Source organism: Chromohalobacter sp. 11-W, assembly GCF_029889905.1.
Classification (GTDB): Bacteria; Pseudomonadota; Gammaproteobacteria; order Pseudomonadales; family Halomonadaceae; genus Chromohalobacter.
Genome location: NZ_JARANZ010000007.1, coordinates 207654 through 220222, shown reverse-complemented (window position 1 = coordinate 220222; position 12569 = coordinate 207654). Strand labels below are relative to the sequence as shown.

The following is a 12569-nucleotide window of genomic DNA, read 5'->3' as shown; positions in this document are numbered from 1 at the left end:
CGCGCATTGTAGCGGCTTGGCGCGGGCAGTCCTACCGCCATGCGTGAGGTCGTTGATGTGCGGCAGGTAACATCATTCGCTGCCGGTGACCCAGTCCGGCACCTCGACGCGTGTGGTATCGCGGCGTTCGAAGTTGCCGTCGCCGTCGTCATCGATCAGGAAATAGCGGGCGCCTTGCCGGGGAACGATCTCGATGGCATAGAGTTCGCCGTTGACGCGGTATTCCTTGAGTGTGCGGTTATCGTCCTGGCGCACGGTGATGTCCGGTGACGGCTGCGCGACGGCAAGCGAGGCGCTGGCGCCGATAATCAGGCCGAGCCCTAGACATAGAACAATAGGTAGACGCTGCATGACGGTCTCCTCGGCTGGCGGGGCAAACACGGTGGTATTGCGCCTCGAGCCCATGAGGTAATGAAAGGTCATTATCCCACATCATGAGCGTTCGGCGCATGTTAAGAGGGTTTCGCCTGACGCTGCGCAATGCCTTGCGTATCATGGCGACATCGCGAATTTCCAATGGATGCTGATGCCATGGCCAACACGCCCCCCATCGTTCTCGTCGACGGCTCGTCGTACTTGTATCGGGCTTTTCACGCCTTGCCGCCGCTGACCACGTCCAAAGGCAATCCCACCGGCGCGGTGAAGGGCGTGCTCAACATGCTCAAGAGCCTGCTCAAGCAGTATCCCGACAGCCCCATGGCGGTAGTTTTCGACGCCAAGGGCAAGACCTTCCGCGACGAGATCTACGCCGAGTACAAGGCGCACCGCCCGCCGATGCCCGACGATCTGCGGCCCCAGGTCGAACCGTTGCATGACTGCATTCGTGCGCTGGGCCTGCCGCTTTTGTGTATCGAGGGCGTCGAGGCCGATGACGTGATCGGCACCTTGGCGCGGCATGCCACCGAGGCGGGGCGTGATGCGGTGATTTCCACCGGTGACAAGGACATGGCACAGCTTGTCAACGCGCACATCACCCTGGTCAATACCATGAAGGGGGAGACGCTCGACGTGGCCGGCGTCGAGTCCAAGTTCGGAATTCCGCCGTCGCTGATCATCGACTACCTGGCGTTGATGGGCGATAAGGTCGATAACATTCCTGGCGTACCGGGTGTCGGCGAGAAGACCGCACTCGGCCTGCTGCAAGGCATGCAGGGGGGGCTCGAGACCCTCTACGCCGATCTCGAGCGTATCAAGACGCTGGACTTTCGCGGCGCCAAGACGCTGGGCAAGAAACTCGACGCCAATCGCGATCAGGCCTTTTTGTCTTACCAATTGGCGACGATCAAGACCGATTGCGAGCTACCGGTGGGCCTCGACGATCTGGATATCGCGCATCCTGACCGCGAGGCGCTCAAGGCGCTTTATACCGAGCTGGAATTCAAGAACTGGCTGGGCGAATTGCTCGAGGGGCGCGACGAGGGCGTCGATGATGTGGCAACGGGGGCGCCAACGAAGGAGGAAGGCGACGCCCCGGCGACCGACACCAGCTCAGCGCCGCGCGAGGATCATGTCATCGTCACGCAAGAGGCCTTCGATGCCTGGCTCGCGCGTCTGGGCGAGGCGGATATCTTCTGCTTCGACCTGGAAACCACCAGTCTCAACTACATGGAGGCCCAGGTCGTCGGCATCGGCCTGGCGTTGGACGCCGGCGAGGCTGCCTATATTCCGGTGGCGCACAGCTATCTTGATGCGCCCGATCAGCTCGATCGCGACACGGTGCTGGCCGCGCTCAAGCCGCTGTGGGAAGACACCACCAAGGCCAAAATCGGCCAGAACCTCAAGTACGATATTTCCGTGCTGGCGCGTTATGACATCGAGGTCGCAGGGCGCCTCGAGGACACCATGCTGGCGTCCTACGTGCTCAACGCCACGGCGACGCGCCACGACATGGACTCGCTGGCGCTCAAGTATCTCGGCGAGAAGACCATCACCTTCGAAGAGATCGCTGGCAAAGGCGCCAAGCAGCTGACCTTCGATCAGGTCGCACTCGAAGAAGCCGCGCCCTACGCCTGCGAAGATGTCGACATTACCCTGCGCCTGCACCGTGAGTTGCGCCCACGCGTGGATGGCGAAGGCCGCTTGGCGACAGTGCTGGATGAGATCGAGCTGCCGTTGGTGCCGGTGCTCTCGCACATGGAACGCAACGGCGTGGCGCTGGACGCCGAGCGCCTGCACACCCAGAGTCGCGCGCTGGACAAGCGTCTGCGGGAATTGGAAGCGCGTGCGTACGAGCTGGCCGGGCGTGAGTTCAATCTCGGCTCGCCCAAGCAGCTCGGCGAGATCCTCTTCGATGAATTGAAGATCCCGGTGATCAAGAAGACGCCCAAGGGCGCGCCGAGCACCGCCGAGGCGGTGCTCGAGGAACTGGCACTGGATTATCCGTTGCCCAAGGTGATCATCGAGCATCGCGGCTTCGCCAAGTTGAAATCGACCTATACCGACAAGCTGCCGCAGTTGGTCAATCCCACCACACGGCGTCTGCATACCAGCTATCACCAGGCGGTGACGGCCACCGGGCGCCTGTCGTCATCCGACCCCAACCTGCAGAACATTCCCATCCGAACCGAAGAAGGGCGCAAGATTCGCCAGGCCTTTGTGGCGCGCCCCGGCTATCGCATCGTCGCCGCCGACTATTCGCAGATCGAGCTGCGCATCATGGCGCATCTCTCCGGCGACAAGGGGCTGCTCGAGGCGTTCGCCGAGGGGCGCGACATCCATACCGCCACCGCGGCGGAAGTGTTCGGCGTGGCGCTCGATGCCGTCAGCGGCGAGCAACGGCGCAGCGCCAAGGCCATCAACTTCGGGCTGATCTACGGCATGAGCGCTTGGGGGCTCGGACGGCAGTTGCATATCGAGCGCAATCAGGCGCAGACCTACATCGATCGCTACTTCGATCGTTATCCCGGCGTGGCACGCTTCATGGAACGCATTCGTGCCCAGGCCGCTGACGACGGCTATGTCGAGACGGTGTTCGGCCGTCGCCTCTATCTGCCCGAGATCAACGCCCAGAACCGTACCCGGCGCCAGGCCGCCGAGCGCACCGCCATTAATGCGCCGATGCAGGGCACCGCCGCCGATATCATCAAGCTGGCGATGATCGATGTCGACCGCTGGTTGCGCGATGGCGACTTCGACGCCTGGATGGTGATGCAGGTGCACGACGAACTGGTCTTCGAGGTTGCGGAGAGCCAGGTCGACGCCTTCACCGACGCCGTTCGCCAACGCATGGAAGACGCCGCCAAGCTCGACGTGCCGCTGACCGTCGAAGCCAACGACGGCGCCAACTGGGACGAAGCGCACTGAGGACGGGCCCACGGCGATGCCGGGGCCCGGTGACGGCAGGTCGCGGCGCGGGTCTCAACGCCAGCCGACGCGATCGAAGATGCGGATGGCCTCGGGGTTGTGTTCGCCCAGGGCGTTGATGTTGAGGGCGTCTCGCTTGAAGTCGCCCCATGTCGCGAGGGTGCCTTCGACCTCGACGCCGTCGACGACAGGGAACTCGTGATTGCCAGCGGCGAACAGGCGCTGGGCCTCGTCGGAAGCAAGGAACTCCAGGAAGCGGATGGCGTTGTCGCGATTGGGAGCGTCCGCCACCACGCCGGCGCCGCCGACGTTGACATGGGCGCCGCGTCCGTCCTGGTTGGGTAGCAGGATCTCGACGCTCTCGGCGGCCTCACGGTCACTGGCGTCATCGGATTCGAGCAAGCGCACGTAATAGTAGTGATTGGCGACGGCGATATCGCATTCGCCGCTGGCCACGCCGCGAATCTGATCGGTATCGCCGCCCTCGGGATCGCGCGCCATGTTGTCGACGACGCCCTGGGCCCAGGCCTCGGCGTCGTCCATGCCGTGGTGGGCGATCATCGAGGCGAGCAGGGACTGGTTGTAGATGTTGTTCGACGAGCGAATGCAGATATCGCCCTCGAAACGCGGATCGGCGAGATCTTCGTAGCGTTTGAGGTTCGCCGGGTCGACATCGTCGGGATCGTAGAAGATCGCTCGCGCGCGCTGGCTGAAGCCGAACCACTTGCCTTCCGGATGACGCATGGCGTCGGGCAGACGCTCGTTCAGTACATCGGACTCGATGCCCTGGAAAACGCCTGCCTGCTCGGCGCGCCACAGGCGGCCGGCGTCGACGGTCAGCATGATGTCCGCGGGGCTGGCGGCGCCCTCGCGGCGGATCCGTTCGATGAGCTGGTCCGAATCCCCTTCGAGTATGTTGACGTCGATGCCGGTTTTCTCGGTAAAGGCATCGTAGAGCGTCTGGTCAGAATCGTAATGGCGTGCGGAGTAGATGTTGACCTCTTCGGCCAAGGCGTCCCCGGCGAAGATGGCGCCGGCGATCAGGGCAGTGGCCGGTAAGACGAGTGGACGTTGCGGCATGCGATATCCCCTTGTGATATGATTAGTAATGATAATAAGTCGTATTAACGAGTGTATTGAAGCCCAGTCGGCTGGTGGCGTCAATTCACTGTGTTTAATCACCGTTTAACGGCATGCGGTGGCCGGTGGCGTCAGCCCCCATGGGTTGCCGATCGCCTCATCGCTTGCCGTGCCTGGGCCCTTGACCATGAATCAACCGTTCAATGCCTTCCGCACATGCGCGGCCGCGTCGGTTTCTCCTCGTCTGGACGTGCGCCGGTTGCAGCATCGTTATGCCGAGCATGTCGCCGTGGAAGAGGTCAGTCTCGAGGTGATGCCGGGCGAAGTGGTGTGCCTGCTGGGACCGTCGGGCTGCGGCAAGACAACGGTGTTGCGCCTCGTGGCGGGTCTCGAACGTTTGCAGCATGGCGAACTCTACCTGGGAGGCGAGGCGCTCAGCACGTCCGGTGGCCGTCATGTGCCTCCCGAGAAGCGCAGCGTCGGCTTGGCGTTTCAGGAAGCGGCGTTGTTCCCTCACCTCAGTGTGCTGGACAACGTCGCCTTCGGCCTGGATGGCCTGCCGGCGTCGCAGCGGCGCGCCCGCGCCCGCCATTGGCTCGATCAACTGGGCATGGCGACCCGCGCCGAAAGCTATCCGCACCAGTTGTCGGGTGGCCAGCAGCAGCGCGTGGCCCTGGCCCGCGCCCTGGCGCCGTCGCCGCAGCTGATGCTGCTGGACGAGCCGTTCTCCAGTCTCGATGCGCGCCTGCGCGAACAGATTCGTGACGATACCCTGCACGCGCTCAAGCAGGGAGAAGCCGGGACGCTGCTGGTGACGCACGACCCTGAGGAGGCGATGTTCATGGCGGATCGTATCGCCCTGATGCGCGAGGGGCGCGTGGTGCAGTGGGGGACGCCCTATCAGTTGTACTGCCAGCCGCAGGCCCCTTTCGTGGTGACGTTTTTCGGTGCCGTCAACGAGTGGTCAGGCGACGTCCGCAACGGTGCCGTGGCGACACCGGCGGGTGCGGTGGCGGCGCCGACGCTTGCCGAGGGGGCGCGGGCGCGCGTGATGATTCGCCCGGAGGCGATCCGTGTGACGCCGCTCGCTCACGCCGCCAACGCGGTGGAGACGTCTGCGTCCCGGCAGGCTCGCGTGGTCATGGCCAAGCTCCTGGGACGTAGCAGCCTGCTGCATCTGGCCGCGGCCGATGGCAGAGGTGGCGAGGTGCATCTGCACGCTCAGGTGCCCGGCGTTTTCCTGCCGGATGTCGGCACGTCGTTGGCCTTGGAACTGGATGCTTCACAGTGCTTCGCGTTTCCCGCCTGAGGCCCCGGGGCGCGCGTGGCGGATCGCTCGACTGAGCAGGATGACGGGAATGACGCCGACCAGGACGATGGCCAACGATGACGAGGCGGCCTCCGCCAGGCGCTCGTCGGCGGCCAGGTTGTGCGCGCGCACCGCCAGGGTGTCGAAATCGAAGGGGCGCAGGATCACTGTCGCGGGCAATTCCTTCATGACATCGACGAAGACCAGCAGCAGGGCCGCCCACAGGCTGCCTCTCATGAGTGGGGTATGAACGCGCCGGAGGGTGCCGCCGGCGGTCTGGCCTAGCGTGCGGGACGCAGCATCCATGCCGGGGGTGACCTTGGCCAGGCTCGCTTCCACGGTATTGAACGATACCGCCAGAAAGCGCACGACATAGGCATATATCAAGACGAAGGCCGTCCCGCTCAGTATCAGGCCGATCTCAATGCCGAGCTGACCGTTCAACCAGGCATAGAGGTGGCGGTCGACCCAGGTGAGAGGGATCAGAATCCCCACGGCGACGACCGAGCCGGGTACGGCATAGCCCATGGCGGCGATGCGTGTGGCCGTCCGGGTGGTGCGGCCGGGATTCAGGCGCACGCCATAGCTGAGCACGAGTGCGAGGCCCACGGTGACCAGTGCCGCGAGTGCCGCGAGCATGAGGCTGTTGCCGGCGTAGTCCAGGAATCGGGCGCCGAGAACGTCATCGCCCGTATCCAGGGCGAGGTCGGCGAGAATGGCGCCGGGCAGCACGAAGCCGATGCCGATGGGCAAGGCACAGGCAAGGCAGGCGCCTCCGGCATGCCAGCCGCGGAGGGTGAACTCCGGCAATTGGCGATAGCGGCCGGTGGTGTGGAAGTATCGACGGCGGCCGCGCGAGAGGCGTTCCAGGGCGACCACGATGATCACGAAGGCCAGCAGGCAGGCGGCCAGTTGCGCGGCGGCGACGGGTTCGCCCATGCCGAACCAGGTGCGATAGATCCCCGTGGTGAAGGTGTCCACGCCGAAGTACTGCACCGCGCCGAACTCGTTGAGCGTTTCCATCAATACCAGAGAGACGCCGCCGATGATCGCCGGTCGCGCCAGTGGTACGGCGACCGTCGTGAACAGTCGCCAGGGACCACGCCCCAGCGTGCGCCCCACATCCAGCACGCAGGCCGACTGTTCGAGGAATGCCGCGCGGGTGAGCAGGTAGACGTAGGGATAGAGCACCAGGGTGATCAGCAGCGTAGCGCCGCCCAGCGAGCGGATATCGGGAAAGACGTAGTCCCCGTGGTCCCAGCCGAAGAGCGCGCGCAGTTCGCTTTGCAGGGGGCCGGCATACTGCAGGAAGTCGGTATAGGCGTAGGCGATGACGTAAGTGGGCACGGCCAGGGGCAACAGCAGCGCCCACTCGAAGACGCGGCGGCCCGGAAAGCGGCACATGGCGATCAGCCAGGCGGTGCCGGTTCCGATGACGGTCGTGCCGATGCCGACACCCAGCGCCAGCCAGAGGGTGTTGGTGAGGTACCCGGTGAGCACGGTGTCCGCGAGATGCGCCCAGATCGCCCGCGCGGGAATCAGCACGTGGACGAGGACCGTGATGACCGGCAGGGCCACGCTCAGTGCAACGCCAAGCGTCACCAGGCTCCAGGGGTCGACATGCCGACGGTGTCGGGAACGGAAGAAGAAGGCCGGTCGGCTACCGAAGAGTGGCATGTCACGTTCCTTTGGCGGGCGGCGATGAGATGCGGGTGAGACGCGCTGGCAACTGCGAATGCTATCATCTTCGCCGTATAGCGACATCGCCCATCGGGCGCGGAGGCGTCGTTTCGTCGGTGTGTCCCCAAGCGTCCACCGGGCGGATTAGTGTATCCTACACGGCCTCTGTAGATCGTCCGGTGAACGTGAGTTATGAAAATCAAGAAGCGACTTTATACGGCGCTGGCATTGGCCGTATTGGTACTGGCGGCCCTCGCTTGGGGAATACATTGGTGGCAAACCGGCCGTTTCTTCGAAGAGACCGATAACGCTTACGTGCATGCCGACAGTGTGGCGATGCGGGCCGAGGTCAGCGGGCGTGTCGACGAGGTCGCGGTGTCCGACAACCAGCGCGTCGAGGCCGGCGATATTCTGGTGAAGCTCGACCCCAGCGATGCCAAGTCTCAACTTGCCCAGGCCCAGGCGGCATTGGCCGTGGCTCAGGCCAATGCCGTCAGTGCCGATCGCCAGATCGAGCAGCAACGCGCGTCGATCGAAGAGGCCAAGGCTCAGGTGACCTCGGCGCAGGCGGACCTTAAGCAGGCACGCTTGCATCTCGAGCGCTCGAAGCGTCTGGCCGAAAAGAACTACGCTTCTCAACAAGACTACCAGGACGATCAGGCGGCCGTGCAGGTGGCGGAAGCGACGCTCGCGGCGCGGCGTGCCACGTTGTCGTCATCACGCAAGCAGCTCGATGTGCTCGAGGCCAAAAGCGATAGTGCCGAGGCCAACATCGAATCCGCCCAGGCCGATGTTGATAACGCTCGCCATCAACTCGACAAGACGCGTTTGACGGCGCCGGTGGAGGGCGTGATCGGCAACAAGACGGTCGAGGTCGGAACGCTCGCCCAGCCGTCATTGACCTTGATGCAATTGGTGCCGATTCGCTCGGCCTATGTCATTGCCAATTACAAGGAAACCCAGACGGCGCGCATGCGGCCGGGGCAGCCGGTGTCGTTGCACGTCGATGCCTATCCCGATATCGAGTTCGAGGGCGTCGTCGATAGCTTGGCGCCTGCCACGGGCTCGCGCTTCAGTCTGTTGCCGCAGGATAACGCCACCGGCAACTTCAATAAGATCGTCCAGCGGGTGCCGGTGCGTATTCGTGTGACGGGGCCAGATGATGCCTTGGAGCGCTTGCGCGATGGCCTCTCGGTGGTGCCCTCGGTGGATACACGCGACCTCGACCCCGAGGACGACGATTAAATGGCCGAGGCGACCGCAACCGACTCGTCGGGCCCGCAGGAAGCCCCTTCACGGCGCACCCAACTGGCCTTCGTGGCGGCGGTGTTCGGTATGTTCATGGCGATTCTGGATATCCAGATCGTCGCCAGTTCCCTCAATGAGATTCAGGCCGGAGTCTCGGCCAGCGCCGACGAGATATCCTGGGTTCAGACCTCTTATCTGATTGCCGAGATCATCATGATTCCGCTGTCGGGCATGCTGACGCGGATTCTGTCCACCCGCGTCGCGCTCGTGAGCTCGTGCCTGGGCTTCACGCTGGCGAGCCTCGGCTGCGCCATGGCCAACTCCATCGAATCGCTGATCGTGCTGCGGGCCATCCAGGGTTTCATGGGCGGGGCGATGATTCCCATCGCCTATGCCATTAGCTTCAGTGTCTTTCCGCGACGCATGATGGGCACGGTGCAGGGTGTGATGGGCTTGGTGGCGACCTTGGCCCCGTCGATCGGGCCGACCGTGGGCGGCTACATCACCGAGTTCGCGAGCTGGCATTGGCTGTTTCTCGCCAATCTCGTGCCCGGTGTCCTGGTGTCGCTAGCGGTGTGGCGGCTTCTGGACATCGATCGTCCCGATCATCGTGCGCTGCGCCATCTCGATCTCATCGGCCTGGCGCTTTTGGCACTGTTTCTAGGCACGCTGGAGTTTTCGCTCGAGGAAGGCCCTGGCGATGACTGGTTCGCCAGCCGTACGATCCTCATCGCCGCCATCGTCTGCGCGCTCACCTCGGTGGGATTCTTCTGGCGCGCGCTACGCCACCGTCACCCCATCGTCGACTTGCGTGCCTTCGTCAATCTCAACTTCGCCGTGGGGGCGTGGCTAGGGTTCGTGGTGGGGATCGGCTTGTATGGCCTGGTGTATTTGTTGCCGCTGTTTCTGGGCAACGTGCGTGGCTATTCGGCCTTACAGATCGGCGAGGTCATGATCGTGACCGGGGTGGCGATGTTTTTGACCGCGCCACTGGTGGGGCGTGCCTCGGACAAGGTCGATCTGCGGGTCTTGCTGCTGTTGGGCATGCTGTTGACCGGTATCGGCACGGTGATGAATGCCAACCTGACCGCCGAATCGGGTTTCGACACGTTTTTCTGGCCGCAGGTAGTGCGCGGCGTGGGACTGGTGATGTGCTTGATTCCGACCTCGCGCATCGCCTTCGGCACCTTGCCGCCCAGCGAGGTCGGCAACGCCAGTGGCCTGTTCAACGTGATGCGCAATCTCGGCGGGGCGGTGGGCCTGGCGTTGCTGGACACGATTCGCGACTGGCGGGAGGACTATCACTGGAATCAGCTGATTCCTGCCATCGATCAAGGCCGCGAGGTGGTCAACGCGACCCAGGCGCAGTATCAGCAACTGCTGGCATCGACCGGCGACCCACAGGCAGCCTCGGTCGAGATGATGGCGCGGACCCTGCTCGAGCAGAGCATGGTCATGGCCTACAACGATATCTTCCTGTGGCTGGGGGCGCTGTACCTGTTAGTGGCGCCGTTGATTCTGCTACTGAAAAAGCCCCAGCACGCGTGATTCACGTGCCAACGGCCGAGTCAGCAATCGTTCAGCAAAGCAGTCGTTAGTAATGGGGAGGAATCTCGTCGCTAGGCGTCGGGGCATCGTCATCGCTCATATGGTCGACGCTTTGACGCAGGTTCCGCAGGCGTTCGCGCAGCATGTCATTGGTGCGTTCGAGCTGGGCCACGCGGCGGTCCTGCGCGGCCAGGGCATGGTCGAGCGTGTCCAGCCAGTCTTCCTGGTAGGCGAGCCGGGACTCCAGTGCGTCGAGGCGTTCGCGCGTGGTGTCCTCGGTCATGCTAGAATCTTTCGACGGTGTGTCACCGTTCATTTCTGGCACCTTATACAATGCGTTCAAGAGCATTGTGTTCAAACGTTGTGTTCATCACGTTGCGTACGTAGTCAATGCGCAACTCATGTCGGCTCTGGACGCGCTCAGGCGCCAAGGAGCATTTCCATCGGACAACAAGAGATATCGAGGTCCATGAATCGTAAGATATTCCTACGTTGTAGTCTCATCAGTGTCCTGTTGGCCATTCCTTCTCCACTGTTGATCGCACTGTTCGTGACGCTGACCGGTAGCGTACTGGAGTTTTCCCTGCTGCTGGAGGCCGACGGCATCGCCATCGCCTATAGTGCCACGGCCTTGGCCGTGTTCGTGCTGCTGTTGCTGGGAACGCTGAGCACGCAAGCCCTGGCCCCGCAGTCGCGGCAGCTGGCGCATCTCGCCGAGTTGGAAAACGATGACCGCGAGATCGGTGAAGTGAAGTGGTTCAACGTCAACAAGGGGTACGGCTTCATCACCCGCGATAGCGGCGAAGACGTGTTCGTGCATTTTCGCGCCATCCGTGGCAAGGGACATCGCACGCTCGCGGAAGGTCAGAAGGTCCGCTACCACGTCATCGAAAACGAACGTGGCCTGCAGGCCGATGATGTGACCGTGATTTCCTGACCGCAGACCCTGCCACGCAGGCATGACAACGCCCCGTCCGGTTGCATCGGACGGGGCGTTTCACGTGGGTGACTACTTACCGTCATTAGGCGGTGGGTCATCCACATCGGCACGCGCCTCGGCCTCGACGAACACGCGTTTGACCATACTTTCCTCGGCCTTGATCGCGCGGTCGAGTTCGGCAATGGCACGCTCGATGCGTTCGGCGGGCAAGCCCCGCTGAAAGCGGATGCTCAAGGTGACGAGGATGAAATCCGGCCCCATGTGCATGGTCAGTACCTCGTTGACCGCTTCCACACCATCGGCTTGGCCGGCCAACTGGCGAATGGTCTCGACCACGTCGCGGTTGGCGCTTTCGCCGATCAAAAGTCCCTTAGTCTCGGCGGCCAGCCAGATCGCCGTACCGCCCAGTACAAAGCCGATGACCACCGAGGCGATACCATCGAAAACCGGGTTGCCGGTCGCTTGACTCAGGGCGATGCCCACCAGGGCGACGATCAGGCCAAGCAGTGCGGCGGAATCCTCGAATACCACCACGAACATCGAAGGGTCCTTGCCACGCCGCACGGCCTGTACGTAGCTCCACTTGCCCTTGGTCTTGCGGAATGCATTCAGCGCGAAGGCCCATGAGGCGCCTTCGAAGAGAATACCCAGCCCCAGCACGATGTAGTTGATCAGGGGCGACGTCATCGGTTCGGGATGCAGGATGTGCTGGATCCCTTCGTAGATCGATACGCCCGCCCCCACGGCGAAGATCAGGATGGCGACCACGAAGCTCCAGAAGTAGACCTCCTTGCCATGGCCGAAGGGGAACTGTTCGCTGGGTGGGCGGCTGGCGCGTTTCATGCCGAGTAGCAAAAGCACCTGATTGCCGGTGTCGACCACCGAGTGAATGCCCTCGGAGAGCATCGCCGAACTGCCGGTGAACGCGGCCGCCACGAACTTGGTGATCGCGATCAACAGGTTGCCGCCCATGGCCGCATAGATGACCGGTTTGGATTCCGCCATGAAAGAGCGTCCTTGTCTGGTAGGTGCTGGCGCCCGAAGCGGGCAACGTGCAGCGTCGTTTACTGTCCCGAGTCTGGCCAGTCGATAGCGCCTTCCTCGCCGTCCGCGCGGACGCGCCAGAAGCGGTCCGGCTCGTCGCCGGGCTGCCACCCGCCCAACGAGCAACGCACCTCGCAGCCAAGCGCCCGCGCGGCATCACGTGCGCAGTCCACATCGCGCGGCCAGGGGGTATGCGGACTGTCGAACCACAGGCTGGCGAAGCCGTCGGCGGCATGGGTCACCAGCAGGATGGGTACCTCGTTGTCGGCGTGGCGTGCGCGTGCCTGCCATTGGGCCTTGCCGCGCTTGACCAGCGTGGGATGTTCGTCGAAGTGCCCGGCGAGCCAGCGTTGCATGGCCTCTATGTCGGCGTCGGCCAGGTAGATCTCGATGTCGGGATAGCGCTCCACGGCGGAC

The 12569-nt window shown here is 63.4% G+C and carries 11 protein-coding genes; 5 read left to right on the top strand and 6 right to left on the bottom strand.

Features of this window, described 5'->3' with window-relative positions:
• Positions 1-72: 72 nt before the first annotated feature.
• Complete coding sequence (locus tag OP494_RS11870; RefSeq protein ID WP_280541011.1) at positions 73-351, bottom strand: DUF2782 domain-containing protein; 279 nt, start codon at positions 349-351, stop codon at positions 73-75.
• A 180-nt stretch (positions 352-531) separates the two neighbouring features.
• Here OP494_RS11870 and polA point away from each other — a divergent pair, with 180 nt between their 5' ends.
• Complete coding sequence (polA, locus tag OP494_RS11865) at positions 532-3303, top strand: DNA polymerase I (RefSeq protein WP_280541010.1); 2772 nt, start codon at positions 532-534, stop codon at positions 3301-3303.
• 54 nt (positions 3304-3357) lie between these two features.
• On the opposite strand, the gene OP494_RS11860 is transcribed toward polA, so the two are convergent.
• The gene (locus OP494_RS11860) at positions 3358-4383 is read right to left on the bottom strand and encodes a Fe(3+) ABC transporter substrate-binding protein (protein ID WP_280541009.1); all 1026 of its coding nucleotides are present in this window, start codon (positions 4381-4383) and stop codon (positions 3358-3360) included.
• A 187-nt stretch (positions 4384-4570) separates the two neighbouring features.
• On the opposite strand from OP494_RS11860, the gene OP494_RS11855 reads away from it, so the two are divergent.
• Positions 4571-5692 (top strand): ABC transporter ATP-binding protein, encoded by a 1122-nt coding sequence (locus OP494_RS11855; RefSeq protein WP_280541007.1) that lies wholly within the window; start codon positions 4571-4573, stop codon positions 5690-5692.
• Here the strand turns inward: OP494_RS11855 and OP494_RS11850 are convergent.
• Positions 5666-7369: an iron ABC transporter permease gene (locus OP494_RS11850; RefSeq protein WP_280541006.1), complete on the bottom strand. Its 1704-nt coding sequence runs from the start codon at positions 7367-7369 to the stop codon at positions 5666-5668. The genes OP494_RS11855 and OP494_RS11850 overlap by 27 nt on opposite strands.
• Before the next feature lie 195 nt (positions 7370-7564).
• Here OP494_RS11850 and OP494_RS11845 point away from each other — a divergent pair, with 195 nt between their 5' ends.
• Positions 7565-8617 (top strand): HlyD family secretion protein, encoded by a 1053-nt coding sequence (locus OP494_RS11845; protein WP_280541005.1) that lies wholly within the window; start codon positions 7565-7567, stop codon positions 8615-8617.
• Entirely contained in the window at positions 8618-10168 is a 1551-nt protein-coding gene (locus OP494_RS11840; protein WP_280541004.1) for a DHA2 family efflux MFS transporter permease subunit, read from the top strand.
• Positions 10169-10214: 46 nt separating this feature from the next.
• On the opposite strand, the gene OP494_RS11835 is transcribed toward OP494_RS11840, so the two are convergent.
• Complete coding sequence (locus OP494_RS11835) at positions 10215-10451, bottom strand: SlyX family protein (RefSeq protein WP_280541003.1); 237 nt, start codon at positions 10449-10451, stop codon at positions 10215-10217.
• Positions 10452-10637: 186 nt separating this feature from the next.
• On the opposite strand from OP494_RS11835, the gene OP494_RS11830 reads away from it, so the two are divergent.
• Positions 10638-11105, top strand: a complete 468-nt coding sequence (locus OP494_RS11830) for a cold shock domain-containing protein (RefSeq protein ID WP_040239538.1) — start codon at positions 10638-10640, stop codon at positions 11103-11105.
• A gap of 72 nt (positions 11106-11177) precedes the next feature.
• Here the strand turns inward: OP494_RS11830 and OP494_RS11825 are convergent, their stop codons facing one another.
• On the bottom strand, positions 11178-12113 hold the full coding sequence (locus tag OP494_RS11825) for a cation diffusion facilitator family transporter (protein ID WP_280541001.1): 936 nt from the start codon (positions 12111-12113) through the stop codon (positions 11178-11180).
• A 59-nt stretch (positions 12114-12172) separates the two neighbouring features.
• Positions 12173-12562 (bottom strand): hypothetical protein, encoded by a 390-nt coding sequence (locus OP494_RS11820; RefSeq protein ID WP_280540999.1) that lies wholly within the window; start codon positions 12560-12562, stop codon positions 12173-12175.
• Positions 12563-12569: the final 7 nt, after the last annotated feature.

What these genes read in the sequence shown, in the direction of transcription:
- OP494_RS11835 (WP_280541003.1), bottom strand. Translation starts at nt 10,451, where the DNA reads ATGACCGAGGACACCACGCGCGAACGCCTCGACGCACTGGAGTCCCGG.
- OP494_RS11850 (WP_280541006.1), bottom strand. Translation starts at nt 7,369, where the DNA reads ATGCCACTCTTCGGTAGCCGACCGGCCTTCTTCTTCCGTTCCCGACAC.
- OP494_RS11845 (WP_280541005.1), top strand. Translation starts at nt 7,565, where the DNA reads ATGAAAATCAAGAAGCGACTTTATACGGCGCTGGCATTGGCCGTATTG.
- OP494_RS11870 (WP_280541011.1), bottom strand. Translation starts at nt 351, where the DNA reads ATGCAGCGTCTACCTATTGTTCTATGTCTAGGGCTCGGCCTGATTATC.
- OP494_RS11830 (WP_040239538.1), top strand. Translation starts at nt 10,638, where the DNA reads ATGAATCGTAAGATATTCCTACGTTGTAGTCTCATCAGTGTCCTGTTG.
- OP494_RS11860 (WP_280541009.1), bottom strand. Translation starts at nt 4,383, where the DNA reads ATGCCGCAACGTCCACTCGTCTTACCGGCCACTGCCCTGATCGCCGGC.
- OP494_RS11825 (WP_280541001.1), bottom strand. Translation starts at nt 12,113, where the DNA reads ATGGCGGAATCCAAACCGGTCATCTATGCGGCCATGGGCGGCAACCTG.
- OP494_RS11855 (WP_280541007.1), top strand. Translation starts at nt 4,571, where the DNA reads ATGAATCAACCGTTCAATGCCTTCCGCACATGCGCGGCCGCGTCGGTT.
- OP494_RS11840 (WP_280541004.1), top strand. Translation starts at nt 8,618, where the DNA reads ATGGCCGAGGCGACCGCAACCGACTCGTCGGGCCCGCAGGAAGCCCCT.
- polA (WP_280541010.1), top strand. Translation starts at nt 532, where the DNA reads ATGGCCAACACGCCCCCCATCGTTCTCGTCGACGGCTCGTCGTACTTG.